Source organism: Candidatus Nitrotoga sp. M5, assembly GCF_927904885.1.
Lineage (GTDB): Bacteria > Pseudomonadota > Gammaproteobacteria > Burkholderiales > Gallionellaceae > Nitrotoga.
The window spans coordinates 1-22,301 of record NZ_CAKMNW010000026.1 but is presented as its reverse complement, the minus strand read 5'-3'; the positions used below and the strand labels follow the sequence as shown (position 1 = coordinate 22,301).

At 48.1% G+C, this 22,301-nt stretch carries 19 protein-coding genes and 1 tRNA gene; all 20 read right to left on the bottom strand.

Going from position 1 to position 22,301, the window contains the following annotated elements; translation table 11 throughout:
• Positions 1–139: 139 nt before the first annotated feature.
• Positions 140–1,282 (bottom strand): outer membrane protein assembly factor BamB, encoded by a 1,143-nt coding sequence (bamB, locus tag MJ770_RS07655; protein WP_239251022.1) that lies wholly within the window; start codon positions 1,280–1,282, stop codon positions 140–142.
• A complete protein-coding gene (locus MJ770_RS07650; RefSeq protein WP_239251021.1) occupies positions 1,279–1,917 on the bottom strand; it encodes a tetratricopeptide repeat protein in 639 nt (212 codons plus the stop codon). The genes bamB and MJ770_RS07650 overlap by 4 nt, the downstream gene beginning before the upstream one ends.
• 5 nt (positions 1,918–1,922) lie before the next feature.
• Positions 1,923–3,200, bottom strand: a complete 1,278-nt coding sequence (hisS, locus tag MJ770_RS07645; RefSeq protein ID WP_239251020.1) for a histidine--tRNA ligase — start codon at positions 3,198–3,200, stop codon at positions 1,923–1,925.
• Positions 3,201–3,324: 124 nt separating this feature from the next.
• A complete protein-coding gene (gene ispG, locus MJ770_RS07640; protein WP_239251019.1) occupies positions 3,325–4,581 on the bottom strand; it encodes a flavodoxin-dependent (E)-4-hydroxy-3-methylbut-2-enyl-diphosphate synthase in 1,257 nt (418 codons plus the stop codon).
• 3 nt (positions 4,582–4,584) lie between these two features.
• Positions 4,585–5,427, bottom strand: coding sequence for a RodZ domain-containing protein (locus tag MJ770_RS07635; RefSeq protein ID WP_239251018.1), 843 nt, complete (start codon positions 5,425–5,427; stop codon positions 4,585–4,587).
• Complete coding sequence (gene pilW / locus MJ770_RS07630) at positions 5,428–6,216, bottom strand: type IV pilus biogenesis/stability protein PilW (protein WP_239251017.1); 789 nt, start codon at positions 6,214–6,216, stop codon at positions 5,428–5,430.
• Positions 6,213–7,295 carry a 23S rRNA (adenine(2503)-C(2))-methyltransferase RlmN gene (gene rlmN, locus MJ770_RS07625; protein WP_239251016.1) on the bottom strand — a complete coding sequence of 361 codons (1,083 nt, stop codon included), beginning with the start codon at positions 7,293–7,295 and terminating at the stop codon, positions 6,213–6,215. Before rlmN ends, pilW begins: the two co-directional genes overlap by 4 nt.
• A gap of 282 nt (positions 7,296–7,577) precedes the next feature.
• Entirely contained in the window at positions 7,578–7,997 is a 420-nt protein-coding gene (gene ndk, locus MJ770_RS07620; protein WP_239251015.1) for a nucleoside-diphosphate kinase, read from the bottom strand.
• A gap of 467 nt (positions 7,998–8,464) precedes the next feature.
• Positions 8,465–8,541 (bottom strand) — tRNA-Val (locus MJ770_RS07615).
• Positions 8,542–8,739: 198 nt separating this feature from the next.
• Entirely contained in the window at positions 8,740–10,161 is a 1,422-nt protein-coding gene (gene lpdA / locus MJ770_RS07610) for a dihydrolipoyl dehydrogenase (RefSeq protein WP_239251014.1), read from the bottom strand.
• Between the two features lie 77 nt (positions 10,162–10,238).
• Entirely contained in the window at positions 10,239–11,399 is a 1,161-nt protein-coding gene (gene odhB / locus MJ770_RS07605; RefSeq protein ID WP_239251013.1) for a 2-oxoglutarate dehydrogenase complex dihydrolipoyllysine-residue succinyltransferase, read from the bottom strand.
• Positions 11,389–14,277, bottom strand: coding sequence for a 2-oxoglutarate dehydrogenase E1 component (locus tag MJ770_RS07600; protein ID WP_239251012.1), 2,889 nt, complete (start codon positions 14,275–14,277; stop codon positions 11,389–11,391). Before MJ770_RS07600 ends, odhB begins: the two co-directional genes overlap by 11 nt.
• A gap of 162 nt (positions 14,278–14,439) precedes the next feature.
• Entirely contained in the window at positions 14,440–15,726 is a 1,287-nt protein-coding gene (gltA, locus tag MJ770_RS07595) for a citrate synthase (protein ID WP_239251011.1), read from the bottom strand.
• A 63-nt stretch (positions 15,727–15,789) separates the two neighbouring features.
• Complete coding sequence (locus MJ770_RS07590) at positions 15,790–16,026, bottom strand: FAD assembly factor SdhE (RefSeq protein ID WP_239251010.1); 237 nt, start codon at positions 16,024–16,026, stop codon at positions 15,790–15,792.
• Positions 16,023–16,718, bottom strand: a complete 696-nt coding sequence (locus tag MJ770_RS07585) for a succinate dehydrogenase iron-sulfur subunit (protein ID WP_239251009.1) — start codon at positions 16,716–16,718, stop codon at positions 16,023–16,025. Before MJ770_RS07585 ends, MJ770_RS07590 begins: the two co-directional genes overlap by 4 nt.
• A gap of 1,182 nt (positions 16,719–17,900) precedes the next feature.
• The gene (gene sdhA / locus MJ770_RS07580; protein ID WP_239251008.1) at positions 17,901–19,664 is read right to left on the bottom strand and encodes a succinate dehydrogenase flavoprotein subunit; all 1,764 of its coding nucleotides are present in this window, start codon (positions 19,662–19,664) and stop codon (positions 17,901–17,903) included.
• Positions 19,664–20,035, bottom strand: coding sequence for a succinate dehydrogenase, hydrophobic membrane anchor protein (gene sdhD / locus MJ770_RS07575; protein WP_239251007.1), 372 nt, complete (start codon positions 20,033–20,035; stop codon positions 19,664–19,666). Before sdhD ends, sdhA begins: the two co-directional genes overlap by 1 nt.
• Positions 20,029–20,403 carry a succinate dehydrogenase, cytochrome b556 subunit gene (gene sdhC, locus MJ770_RS07570; protein ID WP_239251006.1) on the bottom strand — a complete coding sequence of 125 codons (375 nt, stop codon included), beginning with the start codon at positions 20,401–20,403 and terminating at the stop codon, positions 20,029–20,031. Before sdhC ends, sdhD begins: the two co-directional genes overlap by 7 nt.
• A gap of 396 nt (positions 20,404–20,799) precedes the next feature.
• Positions 20,800–21,849, bottom strand: a complete 1,050-nt coding sequence (gene hypE, locus MJ770_RS07565) for a hydrogenase expression/formation protein HypE (RefSeq protein ID WP_239251005.1) — start codon at positions 21,847–21,849, stop codon at positions 20,800–20,802.
• Between the two features lie 62 nt (positions 21,850–21,911).
• A partial coding sequence (locus MJ770_RS07560) for a GIY-YIG nuclease family protein (protein ID WP_239251004.1) occupies positions 21,912–22,301 on the bottom strand: 390 nt, incomplete at its 5' end.

Here is a 22,301-nt window from a genome sequence, read left to right as displayed (position 1 = left end):
GCACGAATAGAATCCGTAGAATTGTATACTATTGATATATAGATAATAATTATTCGAGTAACGCCACATTGCGATTAAACGATGGTAAGCAAGCAAGCCGCAAAGCGGCAGCTTGCAAAATTAGATTTTAGAAGTCTCTTTAATGGAGGATAACCGAATACAAACCACCATCTTGAGTTTGCACCAGCAGACCGCCATCAAATTTCATCGGAGCAGTCAACATTGCGCTACCATCGGTCTTGAGTCTTGCCACCATACTGCCATCCTCACGGCTCAGTGCATGTAGATACCCTTCATAATCGCCCACTACCAGATTATCTCCATATACTTGGGGTACAGTGGGTTGACGCATGAATAGCTGATCATTTTTCCAAACTGAACTTCCACTACTTTTATCCATCGCCAATACAGCACCACTAGTATTCGTACTATAAAGATAATTATGAAATAGCTGGATACCCTTATCGCTGGATAGATCCCGACTCCATAGCAAGCTACCTTGGGACAAGCTGTAACATGCCACGCGCCCTTGAAAAGCCACTGCACAAACCTGTTCGTCATCTAGCACCGGCGAACTGGTAATGTCGCTGATCCGTTCCAACTCAGTGTTGCCTCGCGGCAGAGACACGACTGTTTCCCATATGACGATGCCTGAACTTAAGCTAATTGCCGTTAGTTTACCAGCAGGCAACCCGGCGAATACTGTGCCACGTTCAACTGCAACACCAGCATGGCTACGTACAATCAGCGAGGGTACCGCGTGCTCATACTGCCATAGACGACTGCCATCCGTAGCATCTATTCCTGAAAGGCGGCCGTCAGCGGTACGCACTACCACTATACCATCGACAACGGGTGCTACATTCAACACTTCGCTGGATACTTTCGTTGTCCATAGTGATTTACCATCTGCCGCGAAGGCAGCCAATTGGCCTTTCCCACCACCAACAAGTACCAAACCCTCTCCCACCCCTACTCCAGCAGAAATGGTAAAGCCACTGTCGACACGCCACACTTGTTTTCCTGTTACAGGATCAAGTCGAAACAACTCACCCTCGGCATTGGCGGCATACACCGCATCACTGGTTACAGCAGGCTGCAGTACATAATTTTCACTCTCACCGATTTTCTGATGCCAACGCACATCAAACGTAGCAGCTTGTTTAAATTCGACCAACTCTGCTGGTTCCTTGCCGGTCTTTTCGCTGCTAAACCAGCCAGACACAGTGGAGCAACCTGCCAACATGGCAAGTAGCAACAACGCGGCTGTGCGAATAATCATTTAGCCCCTCCAAGCGCGTCCAATTTAACTTGAATCAATGTGCGATACTGACTCTGGGCAGCGGTTTTATTTAATGCAAGCTGGTAAGCGGCTCGTGCTTCATCAGCCTTGCCCTGTGCGTGCAACACGTCACCCTTAAGGTCGGCATACAAACCTTCGAATGATTCAGCATGCTTTTGGTTCACCAGCTTAAGTGCATCATCGTATTTTTTTTCATCCAGTAAGACACTGGCCAGCTTGAGACGCGCTACATTCTGTAGTCCAGTTTCCTCAGCATGTTTAATCACCCACTCTAGTTGCGTTTTAGCGCGCGGCAAATCATTACTTTCAATATTAACCTGTGCCGCCAGCAGAGCCGCTCGTGGCGCGTAAACGGTAGAGTCATAATTGTCGATCACAGCTGTCGCGGCATCATTAATCCGCTTAGGATCGTTGCTAGTTAGCTGTTTTTCCAGTTCTCCATATAACATACTGGCTTCAGTCAACTTTTTTTCAGTATAAAATTTCCATCCCTGCATCGCAGCGAAACCGACTATAACCAAGGTCACAGTTATCAACAGCCACTTGCCATTGTCACTCCACCATGCCTTAAATTCATCTACTTGTTCCTGTTCCTGCAAATCTAGTACCGCCATTTTTTCTATCCTTGTTTAATCAGTTCATTAATTTTGGCCGGCAATTCGTCAAATGCCACCTGCATTTGTTCGCCACCGCGTAGCGATTTGAGTGTAGCCATCCCGGTACTCACTTCATTGTCACCGAGAATAACTGCAAAGAAGGCATTACTGGCATCTGCCTTTTTCATCTGTGATTTAAAGTTTCCCCCACTGCAATGCAACACAACGCGCAGCCCTAAATCTCTCATTCGCTCCGCCATCAAGCTAGCCATGCCATCTGCCATCTCACCTTGATGCACTACATATACATCTAGTGGTGCTGATGGAGTCTCCATACCATCTTCCAACAACAGTGCCAGCAAGCGTTCTATACCCATGGCAAAACCGGTGGCCGGTGCAGGTTTTCCGCCAATTTGCTCAATCAGACCATCAAAACGACCACCAGCACAGACAGTTCCCTGCGCGCCGAGACGGGTAGCAACCCATTCGAATACAGTGCGATTATAATAATCCAGCCCACGCACTAAGCGTGGATTTATCTCAAACGCCACTTCGTGACGATGCAGGATTTTTTGAACTGCCTCAAAATGTTCAAGTGCGTCTTCTTCCAGCTCCTCCATCAGACTAGGCGCGGCCAATATTATTTCTTGCATAGCCGGATTTTTGCTATCAAGTATGCGTAGTGGGTTACTGTGTAAACGGCGCGAGGCATCAGCATCCAATACACCACTGTGCTGCTCAAAATAGGCTATCAATTTGGCGCGATGTCGCTGTCTTGCAGCTTTATCACCCAGAGTATTAAGTTGCAATGTGATATCGCGCAATCCCAGTTTGTTCCATAAACGCGCGCACATCAGAATTTGTTCAGCATCGATATCCGGGCCAGCAAAACCTAATGCTTCCACACCGATTTGATGAAACTGACGGTAACGCCCCTTTTGCGGACGTTCGTGGCGGAACATTGCACCACTGTAGTACAAACGCTGCGGCGCATTGTACAACAGGCTGTGTTGCAGCGCGGCGCGCACACAGGAAGCCGTTCCTTCCGGACGCAGCGTAAGCTGATCACCATTGAGGCTATCCTCAAAGCTGTACATTTCTTTTTCTACAATATCGGTCACTTCGCCTATCGCACGTTTGAATAGCGCCGTTTGTTCCAGCAACGGCATACGAATGTTGCGGTAACCATAACTTTCCAGCCAGTCACGCACAGTATCTTCGAACCACAGCCAAAGTCCCGCCTCTTCCGGCAAAATGTCATTCATGCCACGCACGGCCTGCAACGGGGAATTGCTACTCATAAAACGATTAACCTTTATTTAACTCATGACAGATATGATTAAAACAGCCTCGCCCGAATACTATGCACGCCTGCAATGCCTGAACGCTGTTTTAAATTATTTGGTGCTCAATTTATACGTGGATCTATATGGTTTCTGAATGGGGACGATCAGCTTCACGCTGCGCATAGTTACGCGTAACGTAATCATTCACGATCTGCTTGAACTCGTTGGCGATATTGTCACCACGTAAAGTAACCACTTTTTGACCATCTACATATACTGGTGCTGCGGGATGCTCGTTACTGCCCGGCAGGCTGATACCAATATTGGCCATCTTGCTTTCCCCTGGACCATTCACGATGCAACCCATTACTGCCACTGTCATTTCCTCAACGCCACTGAATTGCTCGCGCCATACCGGCATTTGCTCACGTAAATAAGACTGGATACTTTGCGCCAATTCTTGAAAAACTGTGCTAGTGGTACGACCGCAACCGGGGCAAGCAATCACCATAGGCGCAAAGGAGCGCAAACCCATCGTTTGCAAAATCTCCTGTGCCACAATTACCTCCTGCGTGCGATCGCCGCCCGGTTCCGGCGTAAGAGAGATACGTATGGTATCTCCTATCCCTTCCTGCAGTAACACAGCCAGCGCAGCGGTGGAAGCGACAATACCTTTTGATCCCATGCCAGCTTCTGTTAAACCTAAGTGCAACGGGTAATCACAGCGCTGTGCTAATTCACGGTATACCGCAATTAAAGCCTGAACCTCACTCACTTTGCATGACAACACGATTCGATCATGCGGCAAACCAAGTTTCTCGGCGCGCTGAGCGCTTTCCAGCGCAGACACGATGAGCGCCTCAGACATGACCGCGGCAGCTTCCTTCGGCTGTGCTAATTTAGCGTTTTCATCCATCATGCGCACGATCAGATCAGCCTCCAAGCTACCCCAATTCACCCCGATACGCACCGGCTTAGTATACCGGCAGGCAGCGTCTATCATCATCGCGAATTGGTCTTCACCTTTACGGTTACGACCGACATTACCCGGGTTAATTCGGTAGCCTCCCAGTGCTTGGGCACAGTCCGGAAAATCAGCTAACAAACGATGTCCGTTGTAATGAAAATCCCCTACCAAGGGCACATTACAACCCATTTGGTCGAGCAGCTCGCGAATACGAGGCACTTGTGCGGCAGCATCGGCGGTATTGACAGTAATTCGCACTAATTCGGAACCAGCTTGTGCCAGTTCATAAACTTGGCGCGCGGTACCTACGGCATCCACGGTATCAGTATTGGTCATGGACTGCACAACGATAGGGGCACCGCCACCTATGGCGATATTGCCCACCATGACACGTTGCGTCACGCGACGCGGAATGGGATGTTGACTCATAATCTATTCCAACGTGAGATTCGCGATTCCGCCAGGATACGAAGGCGCGAAATCAACACGCTTCTCTTTATAATATACCCGCACGCCGCCGACATTTCCAACAACCACGGAATACGGAGGTCGGCCATTCAAGTGCTTTTCGCTGCCGCGCGAATTAAGTTGTGACAGCAGTACCTTGCCATCACTGTCTGTCACTTTGACCCAGGATTCTTCATCAAATATCAGTCGAATAGCGCCGGATTTCTTGGATGCGCTATTTGATTTTGACTGTATAGCATTGGCATCGGTCGGGGTTTCTGGGGAGACATCGAGCTCATCAGGTGACGGCTCTTCCATCGCATCAGACTCTGGAGGCGTCGTTGTAATGGCTGGCAACCCTACTACTTCCACCCTAGCCTGCGGCGTAATTGACTGGCTGCGATTCAACCAGACAAAGACCAATATGACCGCGATGACAACAAGACCGGTTGCCAACCAGATGCTCTTAAGCCCGCGCGATACGTAGGCATTTTGAATCGGCACTCCAATCATATTGCTTGCAGAGTGCAGCGAAGGTTGCGTTTGCGTTTCTGGTAATGCTGCTAATAAGGGATCAGGATCCAATTGCAATAGTTTGGCATAGCTGCGTACAAAAAGACGCACAAAAGAATTCCCAGACAAAAGAGTAAAGTTATCCGCCTCCAGTGCCTCAATTTTGGGTGATGGAAACTTGAGACGACTTTCCACATCCGCAACGCTAAGCCCGTGTTGCTCGCGTGCCTCACGCAGCACAGCACCCACGCTGAATGGACGTGCCTCAGTGTTGCCAGAGACAGTGCCTAAATTATTTTCCGACGAATTATCCACTTATTGCCTGTCCAGCATTAGCTTAGTTTCATGTGCATCAGGAAAATTGTTACGCAATTGCGTCGCGTAACTATTTTCCGCGACCCTGTTGCCCAATTTATCTTCAATGCGTACTGCCAGCCAAAGGTTTTCAGCTGTTAAAGGGGATGAATTTTTCTGTTTAAAGGTCATAAAATAGGACTTCGCACCTACATAATCGGCTTTAGTAAAGTACAGATTGGCTAAACCCAGCTGTGCTTCCAACATATTGGGCTGGGCGATTAGCGCTTTCTTCAAAAATTCTTCAGCATCTTTTGTATTGCCGGCCTTCATGGAACACAATCCTGCACTCAAATAAGCTCTCCCCGGAGTAGCGTAAAGTGGGTTCTTTAGCGCTGCCATGAAGTGTTTAATGGAATCTGACTCCTTCCCTCGCTCACAAAGAAACCAGCCATAGTTGTTATGCGCTTCTGAATTGGCACTATCCAAACGCAAGCTGCGCTGGAAATCCTCATCTGCCTGCTGATCTTCATGCAAAGCCATGTTCACAAGGCCGCGCACGTTATAAGCAGGTGCGTAGTCAGGTTTAGTCTGCAAAGCCGCAGATATTTCTTCTAAAGCCACTCCAAGCTGTCCACGATCGTAATATTGCGCAGCTAATTCAGTATGTATTCTGGCGCTGGATTCTTCCCGCGTAATCGCACTCTGTGCCTCACTGCCGTATCCACCACTGGATGGCGTAACGCATCCTGCCATGCTCACAGCAAGCAGAAAAAAACTCAACCCTTTCACACGTGAAAATAAATTCATGTGCGTATCTCTAACAATCGGTGTGTTCTTTTGGTTTTATCCAGTACCTGACCAGCCAGTTGTCCACAGGCAGCAGCAATATCATCACCTCTTGTTTTACGAATAGTAGTAATCATATCGGCCTGCATCAGCACATCACGAAATCTGGCTATAACATCGGCATTAGGACAACGGTAATGCGTCTGCGGAAAAGGATTGAACGGTATCAAATTAAATTTGCACGGAACATCGCGCACCAACGCCACAAGCTCATGCGCTTGCTGTACGCTGTCATTCACACCTTCCAGCATCACATACTCAAAAGTGACAAAATCACGTGGAGCGCGTTCCAGATAACGCTGACATGCTGCCAGTAATACACGCAAAGGATACTTCTGGTTGATCGGCACCAGCACATCGCGCAAGCTGTCGTTGGATGCATGCAACGACACAGCCAACGCTACTGGGCATTCCTCACGTAGTCTGTCCATCGCAGGTACGATGCCAGATGTGGACAAAGTCACACGACGTCTAGACAAGCCATAAGCATTATCGTCCAGCATAAGACTTAAGGCACTTACTGTATTATCGAAATTGAGCAACGGCTCGCCCATGCCCATCATCACCACATTAGTGACTGGCCACTTGTCATCAACATCTTTGCCAATTTGACGGTTGGCCCACCACAGTTGACCAATAATTTCGGCCACACTTAAATTACGATTGAAACCTTGTTTACCGGTCGAGCAGAATGAGCAGTTAAGCGCGCAACCCGCCTGAGTTGAGATACACAATGTGCCGCGCCGCGCCTCTGGAATAAAAACTGTTTCCACTGCATTGCCCGTACCAACGTCCAACAACCATTTACGCGTACCATCTGCAGAAATTTCGTCGCGCATCACCTGTGGCGCAGCCACATAAGCATTCTGTTGTAACTTTTCGCGCAACAAAGCAGCGATATCGGTCATCGCTGTAAAATCCGGCTCTCCTACTTTATGAATCCAGCGCATTATCTGACGCGCACGGAAGGGCTTCTCACCCATTGAAGCAAACCAGGCGGTAAGTCGTGGTACATCAAAGTCAAGAAGGTTTTTGGACATCAGTTGACCTTTAAAAGTTACACCATCCCCACGATGGGGATGGTCCTGCTCCTCGAATAACTGAAAGTTAACTAATGTTAAGCCATGTTGGATGGCGAGGAAACAAATGCAAAGTTTTTTACACTGGCTCGTATCAACACGAATTTACGTTCATAACAGCTTGAACATATCATAAATTCGCGAACTTATTGCACAGGCTATTATTTTCAAACAACAATTGAATGAACATACCAGATAAAACCTTACATGAAAAACATAATTAGCTTACGAAATCGGGCTGATTTATGAAGCTTTCAGATCAGGAAAGAAACAAGTAATTTCCACTGTGGCGGCTTCCGGTGAGTCTGAACCATGTACTGCATTGGCATCAATGCTGTCAGCGAAATCAGCGCGAATGCTACCCTTGTCAGCTTTTTTCGGATCCGTGGCTCCCATTAAATCGCGATTTTTTGCAATCGCATCTTCACCTTCCAATGCTTGCACCATCACTGGACCGGAAATCATAAAATCTACCAAGTCCTTAAAGAATGAACGCTCACGATGTGCGGCATAAAATTTTTCTGCTTCGGAACGTGACATCTGCACCATACGTGCTGCAATTATCTTTAATCCAGCATTTTCAAAGCGGGTGTAAATCTGTCCAATAACATTCTTAGCAACAGCATCAGGTTTAATAATTGACAAGGTACGTTCAACAGCCATGCTACTTTCTCCAATGGTGATTAACAATTAAGTTGCGGATTTTAACAGGCTTTGCGGCTTATGTCGCCTTGTCCAAACAGCGCACATAGTCCAGCCACAAGGTAGCATACCTGCCCCATGGAATGCTATTCCGTGATCCGATCAAGCGGCTGGAGCACACGGCATCTATTTCTTGACCTGGGACGGGAATTCACGGATGTCACTTTCAAAGCAACTTTCACTGCACCTGATTAATGTTCGACATTGCCTCGGCCCAATTACACAATTGCGTGGATAGCCAAGATGTTTTGCCTTAATTCAAAAAGGTAAGAAATGTGAGGAAAGATGTACAGGTTCCTGCTGGGAGCGCTATCCATGCCGGATAGTTAATTTTTGCTTATATACTTGCTAAAGAAGCCCGTAGAAAATGTTGTAATTTTATGAGCAGAATAACCTACTTTAACCAACTGATTTAATTTCAAATTCAGTGGTAGGCGCGATTGGACTCGAACCAACGACCCCCACCATGTCAAGGTGGTGCTCTAACCAGCTGAGCTACGCGCCTATACAAGGCACGGCATTGTAACCGAATCTCAAGCCAGGTTCAAATGTAAACATCTTCGATAGTAGTTCAAAAATATATTTCCATATGAAAAAATCACATCGAAACCGGATTTGGTCAACAAACGGTTTAGATCGTGGCTCTTTTCACCATCACAATCTAAAATTTGACGTTATATACTACAAGCACGAAAAACTCCGGTTATATATGGATTGCACGCATATCTACCGCCAGTGCGGCTTCATGCATCACTTCAGTCAATGACGGATGTGCATGAACGGTACGTGCCAAATCTTCACTACTTGCTGAAAACGCCATCGCCAGCACCGCCTGCTGAATAAGCTCAGATGCCATCGGGCCGACAATATGTACACCAAGGACGCGATCTGTATTTGCATCAGCTAAAATTTTAATAAATCCCGCCGTGTCACCCAAGGCGCGAGCACGTCCATTAGCAAGAAAGGGAAACTGCCCAGCTTTATAAGCGACACCTTCTGCCTTAAGCTGCTGTACAGTCTTACCCACCCAAGCAATTTCCGGAGCGGTATACATTACATTCGGCACCAAATTCAAATCAGTGTGTCCCATCTGCCCGCCGATCAATTCTGCCACCATCACACCTTCCTCTGAGGCCTTGTGCGCAAGCATCGGGCCGCGCACCACATCACCTACCGCATACACATGTGGCAGACTAGTACGGCACTGTTCATCCACTTCAATTCGCCCTGCATCGTCCAGCTTAAGTCCGACCGATTCTGCGTTCAAACTTTGCGTATTTGGCACACGTCCTACTGCAACGATCAGCTTGTCCGCAACCAACTCCTGCGCAGCCCCATTTATATCACGCCAATTAATTTTTATAGTTTCAGCAGCCTGAGTAACACCGTCAACCTGGGCACCCAAGTGGATAGCCAGCTTTTGCTTTGTAAAAGCACGCAATGCTTCTTTAGCTACTTGCTCATCGGCGGCAGGAAGAAATACAGGCGAGGCTTCCAGTATCGTCACCTCAGCCCCTAACCTGCGCCATACACTACCAAGTTCCAGCCCAATGACCCCCGCACCGATGATCGCAAGGCGCTTGGGCGTTTCGCTAAAACTCAGAGCACCTACATTGTCCACAATCCGCACTCCATCCAGCGGTGCTTGTTGCAAAATTCGCGACGTTGAGCCTGTGGCAATTATAATGTGCTTCGCCCTTACTTCCTCTCCATCCACAATCCCGACACGCCAGACATCGCCATCCCGACCGAGAAGTTGAGCCTTACCGTGCAGTGAATCCACTTTATTTTTCTTGAATAATTGATTAATGCCCAATGTAAAATCGGACACGATCTTATTCTTGCGCTTCACCATTTTCTGAACATCCATGCTCGCATTGTCAGCACTTATGCCGTGCGCAGCAAAATCATGCGTCATCCGTTCGAAGTTTTCTGATGATTCCAGCAAAGCTTTAGATGGAATACAGCCCACATTAAGACAAGTTCCGCCTAAGCTGGGCTTGCCTTGCACGCCTTTCCAATCGTCGATACAGGCTGTATTCAGCCCTAGTTGAGCACAACGTATCGCCGCCACATAACCTCCAGGGCCGGCACCGATAACTACAACCTCAAATGATTTCGACACAATAAAATCCTTTTATCAATATCTGAACCCGCACTAAACTTTTCATTTCATTCCGGCTTGAATTGGCAAAAGCACATCTACAAATCCAGCAACACTCGTCCAGGATATTCCAGCGCTTCTTTAATAGTGGCGAGAAATAATACGGCATCACGCCCATCAACGATTCGGTGATCGTAAGACAGAGCGAGGTAATTCATCGGGCGAATGACAACTTGACCATTTTCGGCCACTGGTCTGTCTTTGGTAGCGTGAATACCGAGGATGGCACACTGTGGCGGATTAATTATAGGAGTAGAGAGCATGGAGCCGAACACACCACCATTGGAAATGGAAAAGGTACCTCCATGCAATTCTTCCAATGTAATCTTACCGTCTTTGGCACGCGTACCAAAGTCCATAATTTGTCTTTCGATATCGGCTAGTGAAAGCTTGTCAGCATCGCGAATGATAGGCACCACCAAGCCGCGCTCACTACCAATTGCCACGCCGATGTCGTAATAGCCGTGGTAAATGATATCCGTACCATCCACCGACGCGTTCACCACTGGGAATTTATGCAATGCGAGTAACGTAGCCTTGATGAAAAATGACATAAAACCTAGTTTTACACCATGCTTCTTTTCAAAAGCATCTCTATAGTGATTACGCAACTCAATCACTGGCAACATGTTCACTTCATTAAAAGTAGTAAGAATTGCGGCATTCTGTTGCGATTGAAGCAAACGTTCGGCAATGCGTTGGCGGATGCGAGTCATCGGCACGCGCTGTTCCACACGCCCACCCTCAATGGGTTGCGGAACTTCGGTTACCATCACTGCAGCTTGTTTCTGTACCGCAGTCAACACATCTTCCTTAATGACGCGTCCATCACGTCCGCTACCATTAATCGCAGCTGTATCAATTTTATTTTCCGCCGCAATTTTCTGTGCCGCAGGCATCACGGCAGCTGGCTCCTTGGTTTTCACATCTGGTTGAACGGCGCTGGTCACATCAGGTTTTGCATCGGTATCCAACAAGGCAATCACCTCATTGCTGGTCACCTTGTCACCATTTTGCTTGAGAACTTTGGTCAGCACTCCAGATTTGACCGCAGGCAACTCTAAAATCACTTTATCAGTTTCAATGTCTATCAAATTTTCACCTTCAGCCACAGCTTCACCAGGCTGCTTGTGCCAGGTTACCAGAGTGGCCTCGGAAACCGATTCGGAAAGTTGCGGCACTTTCACTTCAACTTGCATGGCGTCTTGCTCCTGATTTAATGTCGAGATCGCAGCGGAAAGCAGCGTCTATCACTGCCTTTTGTTGTTCATTATGCACCGCCAAATAGCCCGCCGCAGGTGATGCAGAAGAAGAGCGCAGCGCATATGCAAGCTTCATGCCGTCACGCATATGGCGCAGCAGATAATGCTGAATGCGATGCCATGCGCCCTGGTTACCCGGCTCTTCTTGACACCACAGCAATTCTGTAGCATTTGGATAATTGGCAATCTGTGCCTCGAAAGCATCATGCGGAAATGGATAAAGTTGTTCTAGTCTGACAATCGCCACCACTTCCGAAGGTAAGGACTGCGGCAAAGCATTTTGAATGCCGAGTTCTTGTCGTGCGGTCTTCAGCCCATAATATATTTTCCCACTACATACAATGATACGCTGCACCTTGGTAGCTTCCACCGCATCCACTTCTCCAATTATTGGCTGAAATGCTCCTTGAGCCAACTCATTCAGCGGCGAAGAAGCATCTTTACTGCGCAGCATGCTTTTGGGTGTAAAGACAATAAGCGGCTTGCGTGTTGGGCGCAACATCTGGCGGCGCAGCAAATGGAACATTTGAGCAGGAGTGGAAGGGATGCACACTTGAATATTGTAATCTGCGCATAGCTGTAAATAGCGCTCAATGCGCCCGGATGAATGTTCTGGCCCCTGCCCTTCGTAACCATGAGGTAAAAACATCACCAACCCGCACATGCGTCCCCACTTGGCCTCCCCTGATGAGATAAATTGATCAATTACCACCTGAGCACAATTAGCGAAATCGCCGAACTGCGCCTCCCATATAACCAGAGAATCTGGCTCAGCGGTAGCATAACCATATTCAAATGCCAGCACCGCCTCTTCCGAAAGGATGGAATCAATAACGATAAAATCGGCCTGATTGGGCGCAATATTTTGCAATGGAATGTGATACCCTTTGTCCCACTGCACACGGTTCTGGTCGTGCAGCACAGCATGGCGATGAAAAAAGGTACCGCGCGCGCTGTCCTGACCAGACAAACGAACAGGAATACCCTCAGCTACCAAACTGGCATAGGCTAGATTTTCTGCCATGCCCCAATCCAAAGCCAATTCGCCATTACCCATGGCACGGCGGTCAGTGATAATTTTTTCCACGCGCGAATGAAGCTCGAAATCCGTTGGCACTTCTGTTAGCCGTCGCGCCAATTTTTGCAACTGTTCTTGCGGTACGGCAGTGTTCACCGTCACGTCCCAAGTCACGCCGCTCCTGAATTTAGACCAGTTTACAGCTAATGCCTTATTCAAATCATTCAATACTGGCTGGATCGGATTAATACCCTCATCCATTGAGCGACGATAGGCCGCGATCATAGCTTCCGGATCCCCTTCCACGATCACATTTTGCTCTAACAAGTATTTAGCATACAACGCACGTGTGCCCGGATGCTGGTTAACATAACGGTACATAAATGGCTGCGTAACCAGCGGTTCATCCTGTTCGTTATGGCCCAATTTGCGGAAACACACCATATCGATCACGACATCCCTTTTGAAAGTCATGCGGTAATCCAGTGCAATTTCGGTAATCAGCAGTACTGCTTCAGGATCATCTCCATTCACATGGAAAATCGGAGCTTCTATCATCTTCGCCACATCGGTACAGTGCAAAGAAGATCGGGCATCATGTATATTCGAAGTTGTAAAACCGATCTGATTATTAATAATGATGTGCACTGTACCGCCCGTGTTATAACCGCGCGTTTGGGATAAGCTGAGAGTTTCCATGACCACGCCTTGGCCAGCGAAGGCCGCATCGCCATGCAACAATACAGGCATCACCTCGCGTTTGTCCTTGTCGCCGCGACGATGCTGACGAGCGCACACTGAACCTTCCACCACCGGATTAACGATTTCCAGGTGCGAGGGGTTAAATGCTAAAGCTAAGTGCATCGCTCCGCCCGGAGTAGAAATGTCCGAGGAAAAACCTTGGTGGTATTTCACATCGCCGGAAGTCAGCTGTTCACGGTGCACACCTTCAAATTCAGCGAATAAATCACTCGGTAGTTTGCCTAATGTGTTCACCACCACATTTAAGCGTCCACGATGTGCCATGCCAATAACAGTCTCGCATACTCCTTGCGTACCTGCGCGTTGCAATAAATGTTCAAGCATCGGAATAAGTGATTCGCCACCCTCCAAAGAAAAACGCTTCTGACCGACAAACTTGGTATGCAAATAGCGCTCCAACGTTTCAGCTGCAGTCAGCCGCTCCAAGATACGATACCGCGTCTCAGCACTGAAATTTGGCTGGCCGCGTACACTCTCCAGGCGATTTTGAATCCAGCGCTTTTGCGCAACATCATTGATGTACATATACTCGACACCTATGCTGCCGCAATAGGTCTGGCGCACCAACTGCAGAATTTCCCGCAGCATCATGCGGGGCGCTCCTACCAGAGAACCTGTCTCGAATGTAACATCCATGTCCGCCTCCGCGAGACCATGAAAGGCTGGATCCAATTCGGGCACTTCAGGTCTGGAATGCCGCTTCAGAGGATCGAGGCTGGCGCGATGCACGCCGAGGAAACGATGAGCATTGATAAGTTGCATTACTGCCACCTGCTTGCGCGCCATATCAGCTTTTTGAATTACGCTTTGTGCATCCGTCAACGGTAAGGCAGCAAAAGCACGCACCACCGGGCTATGCGGAAAATCTTGCTGCTCCGTGCTCGTTATGTTTTGCAGGCCGTCAAAGTAGGCACGCCAACCATCCGGAACCAAATCGGGGTCGGCCAAATACGCCTCATATAGACCTTCAATATACGGCGCATTGGCACCGAACAACATAGAGTTGCCCAACATGGTTTGTATTACCGACGTCATGTATTATTACCCATCTGTTTTTGTCGTCATGTCTTTGCGCTTCACAGCTTCATAAAAGTGCGGCGCTGGGAGGTTAAACATTTTCAATATGATATGACACTAAAGCACATGAAGGCCTTCCAGCCTCAGTTTTTCCAGGTGTGCGTTTATTTCGATCCGGATTTAGCGCTTGGCTAACGGTACAAAATCGCGCTGTGTTGCACCCAGATACAGCTGACGTGGTCGAGCAATTTTACGCTCGCTGTCGGCGATCATTTCATTCCACTGCGACATCCAACCTATGGTGCGTGCCACAGCAAAAATTACTGTGAACATATTGCTAGGGATACCCAACGCACTTAGCACAATTCCGGAATAAAAATCCACATTGGGGTATAGTTTGCGCTCTATGAAGTACTCATCCCGCAACGCAATCTGCTCCAACTCCAGTGCCATTGCAAACAGTGGATCCTTCTCTAGATTTAGCTCTTTAAGCACCTCATAACAAGTAGCGCGCATTACTTTTGCGCGCGGATCCATGTTTTTGTATACCCTATGACCGAAGCCCATCAGGCGGTATTTTTTGTCCTTCACACCTTTCATGAAATCCGCCACGCGTGACACATCACCTATCTCTTCCAGCATCTTCAGTACTGCTTCATTCGCACCACCGTGAGCTGGCCCCCACAGCGCTGCAATGCCGGAGGACACACATGCGAATGGATTTGCTCCACTGGAACCTGCCAGCCGTACAGTCGAAGTCGAAGCGTTCTGTTCATGATCAGCGTGCAGTATGAAAATACTCTCTAGTGCACGTACCAGTTTCTGGTTCGGCACATAGTCTTCTGCTGGAGTCGCGAACATCATGTACATGAAATTTTCAACGTAGCTGAATTCATTCTTCGGATACATGAATGGAAAGCCGGTGTAGTATTTGTAAGTCATTGCGGCGATGGTCGGCACCTTTGACAGCAAGCGTAACGCCGAAATTTCGCGATTTTCCGGGTTAGTAATATCAAGCGACTCATGATAAAAAGCCGACAGCGCACCTACTACCCCAACCATTACCGCCATCGGATGAGCGTCACGACGGAAGCCGTTAAAAAAACGGGCAAGCTGATCATGCACCATAGTGTGCTTCATAATCTTTCCAGTGAACTCGCTTTTCTGTATCGCATTCGGCAACTCACCGTGTAGCAACAAGTAGCACACTTCAAGAAAGTCCGATTTTTCAGCCAATTGTTCAATCGGATAACCGCGGTAATACAGCAACCCGGCATCGCCATCAATAAATGTGATATCGGAAGAGCAGCTGGCGGTGGAAACGAAAGCTGGATCGTAAGTAAATACGCCGAGCTTACTCAATTCACGGATGTCGATCACATCAGGACCCATAGTGCCAGACAATATCGGCAACTCGATACTACGGTTATCATCCAGCATCAGTGTTGCAACACGTTTTTCTTTCATCTCGCCTCCTGTTTTTACAACTTTATGTAGTAGCAAATAATGCCACTACCGCGCAAGGCGCTCTCAAACTGTCTGCATCAATTTCAGCACCACACACTGCTCACTTTGCAGCGGCGACGGCTGCGTATTAGTAATCATATCCCAGAGTGTCGGGTCGGGCATATCCAGCAGCACATCAAGTGCATCCTGCTGTGCCTTATTCAAGCTTGCATAATGCTGCTCTACGAATCGCCCCAGCACAATGTCAAGTTCCAACAGACCTCGTCTACAGCGCCAGCGCACTCGTTCCACCTCTTTCATACCGTACGCTTCACCATGAGGGCTTTAATTTTTCCAATGGCAGCTGTGGGATTCAAACCTTTGGGGCATACATCCACACAATTCATAATCGTGTGGCATCGAAATAATCGGTACGGATCTTCCAGATAATCCAATCGCTCGCTTGTTGCCTGATCGCGGCTATCGACGATAAAGCGATAGGCTTGCAGTAAACCGGCAGGACCTACAAACTTATCCGGATTCCACCAAAATGATGGGCATGCAGTAGTGCAGCAGGCGCACAAAATGCATTCGTACAATCCATCCAACTCGGCACGCTGCGCAGGCGACTGTAAGCGCTCTGTTTCCGGAGGCGGATCGTTATTCACCAAATAAGGTTTGATCGAATGGTACTGCTTGAAAAACTGCGACATATCCACGATCAGGTCACGTATCACTGGCAGGCCGGGCAACGGGCGCAATTCAATTGGTTGTTTCAAACTGGACAGCTGCGTAATGCAAGCCAAACCATTGCGCCCATTAATGTTCATCGCATCCGATCCACACACGCCTTCACGACAAGATTTACGCAAGCTCAGGCTGTCGTCCTGCTCCCTGATCAGAAGCAACGCATCCAGCAACATCATATCGCCCACCTCTATATCCAACTCATAATTGCGCATATAAGGCTGTTCGTCGGTTTCGGGGTTATACCGGTAAATTTTGAATTTCATGGTTTCACTCCTCTGCTAATCACTTCTAGTCATCTGCCTACACCATCCCCGCACCTAAACAATCACCCGCCTCAAAATAAAGGCAAGTCCATCGCCTTTTTTAAACACATATATAGCCACATCTGCACGCACTACTTTTTAATTACATTGTATGTTTAATCACTGACTGCACTGTAAAAAATGGTCTTGCATGTAACTGCTAAAGCGATTTATACAATTGCGACGCACGATACTTATATGAGGCAGCTCAAATCCCAATGCTGCCGCCAGTTCGACGCCTTGCCTTCTTCACCGCTGCCGCAGTAGTGACATCGCAACTTGAAATTTTTTGTGCCTTGAATAATATATACTATTTTTTTATTTCGTGGGCTGGCTGCCAATTACGGTGTACGGAAATGAAATCGCAATACAATTACGTAGCACACGCTCAAAGCCACTAGCAAATAGCATTCGGTGAACTGCGATAAGCAATGGAAGAAGCTGGCGCTCTGAGCCAGCGCAAGTCCCGTGCATGCTCCTTGAGATCAACAGGCCTTTGTGGACTCCACCTGGACAAGTAACAGATAGGCATTCATATCTCCTCTTCCGTACCCTGCAACAGCTCAAAAAATTCCTCACGGCTCGTAGCATTGGAGCGTAAAGTTCAAAAAAGTTCGAATTGACTTACAAAAACATAGCGGCTACTCCAGTACACCATCAAAAAACTGGGGAAGTTTTCACGACCCAAACAGTTAACCATCACGTCCCGGCAGTCTTCCAGTACTTCCATTTCATGTAGATGATCCTTATCGACAATACAGCACAAAAATAAAAATGTTTTTTCACCATATCTGCTGTGTTCGGTTTTTTTCTCGCGACTTGTCTTGCCTAAAAAATTGAAATTTCAGAGGCGATCAATAGGCATTGATCTCATCAATAACACGTAATAACAGTACAAAAACGCTCGTCACTGATTGATTCAACAAGACTTGCAAAAGTTACCTGCTCATCCCTGCTAGTAACTTTTATATATGCACTCATTTTGACCACAAACCATTCACATGCTTCGCATAGCCTGCCCACAGATTCCCTATAATCCACCTCAAAAAATGAGGAATCCGGTAACTCAAGCCATTACTGATCAATTTTCGAAAATATTACTTTCCATCTGAAATTGACTGCCGACACACTGAGATCTCCAGATCAGTACACTCGCGCCTTAAGCGGAAATGATTCGACAGATAACGGCTTCAGCCGGACCGGCTTGTAATCCAGCTTTTGTCCTTCGCTAAAATATAGTGAATGCTTCAACCAGTGGTCATCGTCGCGTTGAGGGAAATCATCCCGAGTGTGACCGCCACGGCTTTCTTGCCTCGCTGCAGCAGAAACCATAGTGGCTTGCGCTACTTCGATAAGATTGTCGAGCTCCAATGCCTCTACACATGCAGTATTAAACACCCTGCTCTGATCATTAATCATAGTATTTTGAACGCGCTCTGCCACTGTGCGAATTTCTTGCACGCCTTGAGCCAGCAGGTCGGGGAAACGGAACACACCGCAATGATGTTGCATCACACGTCGCATTTCTGCCCCTACTTCGGCAACACTCTCTCCGTTTTTTTGTGATTTCAACCTTGCAAGACGCGACAGCGGACGCTCAGAGGCATTGTGTGGCAATGGTTTGGGATGAGGGTTACGCTGCAAGTCCTCAATAATCTGCCGCGCCACTTCACGCCCGAACACCAGCAAATCAAGCAATGAATTACAACCCAGCCGGTTAGCGCCATGGACTGACACACAAGCGCATTCACCCACCGCATAAAATCCCTGCACAACTTCTTCCGGCCCGGTTTTGTAAGGGGCGACCACTTGACCATGATAATTAGTGGGAATACCGCCCATCATATAATGCGCAGTAGGCACCACTGGAATGGGAGCCAAAGCTGGATCAACGTGCGCGAACTTCAGGGAAATGTCACGAATGCCGGGCAGGCGCTGGCGAATGACTGCATCACCGATGTGGTCCACCTTCAACAAAACATGATCGCTATGTTGACCGCAACCGCGTCCTTCCTTTATTTCAGTGGCGATGGCACGTGATACCACGTCGCGGCTTGCCAGGTCTTGGGCTGTTGGTGCATAGCGCGACATAAAACGCTCACCGTCCTTGTTGAGGAGATAGCCACCTTCGCCGCGTACACCTTCTGAAATCAGCACGCCCGCGCCATAAACTCCAGTGGGATGAAACTGGAAAAATTCCATATCCTCCAGCGGAATGCCAGCACGAGCTGCCATACCCAAGCCGTCGCCGGTATTAATATATGCATTGGTACTCGCTTGAAAAATGCGCGCCGCGCCTCCGGTAGCAAACAGCGTGGCGCGCGCTTGTAAAATCATCACTTCACTGGTTTCAATTTCCATTGCCACCACGCCAAGCACGTCGCCATCTTCGTCGCGAATCAAATCCAGAGCCATCCATTCCACGAAAAAAATGGTATTGGTCTGCATGTTTTTTTGATACAACGTATGCAGCAAAGCATGACCGGTGCGATCAGCAGCAGCACAGGCGCGCTGCACCGGGGTCTTGCCATAGTCTTGCATGTGGCCACCGAATGAGCGCTGATAAATTGTGCCATTTTCCAAACGATCAAATGGCATGCCGAAGTGCTCCAGTTCATACACCACTTCTGGCGCAGCGCGACACATGAATTCAATGGCATCTTGATCACCAAGATAATCCGAACCTTTCACTGTATCGTACATGTGCCAATGCCAATTGTCCTCGCTGATATTGCCCAATGATGCAGCAATCCCACCTTGCGCCGCTACGGTATGCGAACGTGTGGGGAAAACTTTTGACAGTACCGCCACTTTCAATCCAGCCTCAGATAATGCCAAAGCCGCACGCATCCCCGCGCCACCTGCTCCCACAATTACAACGTCAAATGTGCGTTTCGCCACTGCCATTACATTCCCCACAAAATTTGAACTGCCCAAACCGAATACAGCAGCAACGCCATTATTACCAACACATATATAACAAGGCGTATTCTTGCCGACTTGACATAATCCATCACAATATCACGCACCCCAATCCATGCATGGTAGAAAACGGCAAACAAAAATAGCAATGAAAACGAGCGCATCACCAAGTTTGAAAATAACCCTGTCCAAGTGTTGTAATCAAGACCGACCCAGGTATTGCTGACATAACTGGAGTTCAGCACTACATAGGCCCCAATAAAAAGCACGTAGGCCACCATCAGAACAGCGGTAACACGCTGCACCAACCAATCCCGCAACCCATAATGCGCGCCGGTTACGATACGATCTACCATAGCCACGCTCCCATTAGCACAGTCAAACCCAAGCTCACAAACAATACCCATTTGCTGCTGGCACGTGCATGCGTCAACCCTACGCCGATATGCATATCAATCGCGAGATAGCGTATTCCGGCGCAAAGGTGGTGTAAAAATGCCCACAGCAGGCAGATTAAAATTAATTTACTTAGGGGATATCGCAGTACCGCGACCAACTGAGTATAAGTTTCGATAGAAAGCAGGCTGCTCTGCAGCATCCACAGAAACAGCGGTAGAGCTAAAAATAGCAACAATCCGCTAACACGATGCAGAATAGATATGAAGCCTGGCAAAGGCAATTTGATCAAGCGCAAGTCAAGATATTTAGGGCGTTTTTTATTCATTGGCGCACACGAAGTGGAGAAATAGACCAATTTTTATGATTTTACACCTGATGAGTGATTAATCATAAATCAGAAATACAAACGACAAATGCATTACCGAAATAAGAAACCAGGTACCGATTATTAATAGCTATGGACTTCCTGTACCTGACTACACATTTTCATGACTTTTATAATCTTTCAGAACGGTGACCAGTGTTTTATATTAACGAAATTTGTTAATACTATGACATCCGTTATCTGAACCGAATATTCAAGCGATCAAGCACAGAGTATATGACTGATATATGCGGTTTACATAGCAAGAATTGGGCATTATCACAGTACTATCAAACCGCGCAAACATTCAATAAAATGTGCAAAATCATAGACAAGCATTACCATGTACCAATAAAATCAACAAATCCTCGGCAATTGTTCACCTGCCAGCCAATCGACGATACGACGACCACCGAGCTTGGTGGTTATTTGCACGAACCCATGGGGGTCTTCTGTGACTTCACCGATGATGGCCGCCTCTCGAGCCAGCGGATGGGCACGCATCACCTCAAGCAAGCGCTCTGCGTCTTCCGGCGCACAAATAGCAACTAACTTGCCTTCGTTGGCGATATATAGTGGATCCAGTCCTAGAAACTCACAGGCGGCTTCGACCGGCGGGTTCACCGCAATTGCGGATTCATGCAGCATCATGCCCACACCGGATTGTTTGGCGATCTCATTGAGTGTCGTTGCCAATCCGCCGCGCGTCGGGTCGCGCAGCACGCGTAACTTTACTCCGCTGTCCAGCATGGCTGCGACCAGCCAGTGCAACGCCGCCGTATCCGACACGATGGGTGCATCGAAAGTCAGGTTTTCACGTTGCGAAAGCACCGCCATGCCGTGATCTCCTATTGCGCCAGACAATAAAATTGTATCACCCGGATGCGCAAGATCACCGGACAAAGTGATGCCCTCACGCGCCACACCAATTCCAGTAGTGGTGATGAATATCCCATCACCCTTGCCTCGCTCCACCACCTTGGTATCACCTGCGACGATAGAGACACCCGCTAATCTTGCAGCGTTCGCCATGGATGCGACAATGCGTTTCAGATCGGCGAGCGGAAAACCTTCTTCGAGAATGAAAGAAGCTGCCAGATACAACGGCCTCGCTCCCATCATCGCGACATCGTTGATGGTGCCATGCACAGACAGGCAGCCAATATCGCCGCCCGCGAAGAACAACGGCGACACAACATGACCATCGCAAGACATCACCAATCGCCCGGCGATTGGCGGCAACAACGCACCATCGTTGCCTTGTGTCAGATATTCGTTATCAAAATCGGTAGTGAACAACTCGGTGATCAATTGCGCCATGGCGCGCCCACCGGAGCCGTGCGACATATCCACCCGTCCCTGCTTAAAATCAAGCGGGCGCGTGTAATTTGATTTGACCGTATTCATGGCTCTATATCAAATACAGTGGGCATTCAACTTTCAACCTCCCGCCAAAGATGTAAATCCGCTCATCCTTTGACAGGCTCAGGACTAAAGGATTTACTTTTCGCCAATCGAGAAACTTCCATCCAGTCGCCGTGCATCATGGCTTCTTTCTTCTTGCGGCTCCAGCTTTTTATTTGCATCTCGGCCGATAAGGCGTCTTCCCGCGTGACACACTCCTGAGACCAAGCAAGCTCAACCGGACAGCGCGTTGCGGTATAACCCACACATTCTCCGGCCTGGTGCTGGCCGATGCGTTTTTCAAGATTGTCGGTATGACCGGTGTAATAGCTACCGTCGGCGCAGCGGAGAATGTACACCCAAAACATTTCATTTATCCTTGATTTAACAATCCATCCATCCTTCGACAAGCTTGTATGGTGTTTCTGGCTCATTCTTGAGAGACTGGAAAGAGC

What these genes read in the sequence shown, in the direction of transcription:
- bamB (WP_239251022.1), bottom strand. Translation starts at nt 1,282, where the DNA reads ATGATTATTCGCACAGCCGCGTTGTTGCTACTTGCCATGTTGGCAGGT.
- MJ770_RS07650 (WP_239251021.1), bottom strand. Translation starts at nt 1,917, where the DNA reads ATGGCGGTACTAGATTTGCAGGAACAGGAACAAGTAGATGAATTTAAG.
- hisS (WP_239251020.1), bottom strand. Translation starts at nt 3,200, where the DNA reads ATGAGTAGCAATTCCCCGTTGCAGGCCGTGCGTGGCATGAATGACATT.
- ispG (WP_239251019.1), bottom strand. Translation starts at nt 4,581, where the DNA reads ATGAGTCAACATCCCATTCCGCGTCGCGTGACGCAACGTGTCATGGTG.
- pilW (WP_239251017.1), bottom strand. Translation starts at nt 6,216, where the DNA reads ATGAATTTATTTTCACGTGTGAAAGGGTTGAGTTTTTTTCTGCTTGCT.
- rlmN (WP_239251016.1), bottom strand. Translation starts at nt 7,295, where the DNA reads ATGTCCAAAAACCTTCTTGACTTTGATGTACCACGACTTACCGCCTGG.
- ndk (WP_239251015.1), bottom strand. Translation starts at nt 7,997, where the DNA reads ATGGCTGTTGAACGTACCTTGTCAATTATTAAACCTGATGCTGTTGCT.
- odhB (WP_239251013.1), bottom strand. Translation starts at nt 11,399, where the DNA reads ATGCAAGTTGAAGTGAAAGTGCCGCAACTTTCCGAATCGGTTTCCGAG.
- MJ770_RS07600 (WP_239251012.1), bottom strand. Translation starts at nt 14,277, where the DNA reads ATGACGTCGGTAATACAAACCATGTTGGGCAACTCTATGTTGTTCGGT.
- gltA (WP_239251011.1), bottom strand. Translation starts at nt 15,726, where the DNA reads ATGAAAGAAAAACGTGTTGCAACACTGATGCTGGATGATAACCGTAGT.
- MJ770_RS07590 (WP_239251010.1), bottom strand. Translation starts at nt 16,026, where the DNA reads ATGAAAGAGGTGGAACGAGTGCGCTGGCGCTGTAGACGAGGTCTGTTG.
- MJ770_RS07585 (WP_239251009.1), bottom strand. Translation starts at nt 16,718, where the DNA reads ATGAAATTCAAAATTTACCGGTATAACCCCGAAACCGACGAACAGCCT.
- sdhA (WP_239251008.1), bottom strand. Translation starts at nt 19,664, where the DNA reads ATGGCAGTGGCGAAACGCACATTTGACGTTGTAATTGTGGGAGCAGGT.
- sdhD (WP_239251007.1), bottom strand. Translation starts at nt 20,035, where the DNA reads ATGGTAGATCGTATCGTAACCGGCGCGCATTATGGGTTGCGGGATTGG.
- sdhC (WP_239251006.1), bottom strand. Translation starts at nt 20,403, where the DNA reads ATGAATAAAAAACGCCCTAAATATCTTGACTTGCGCTTGATCAAATTG.
- hypE (WP_239251005.1), bottom strand. Translation starts at nt 21,849, where the DNA reads ATGAATACGGTCAAATCAAATTACACGCGCCCGCTTGATTTTAAGCAG.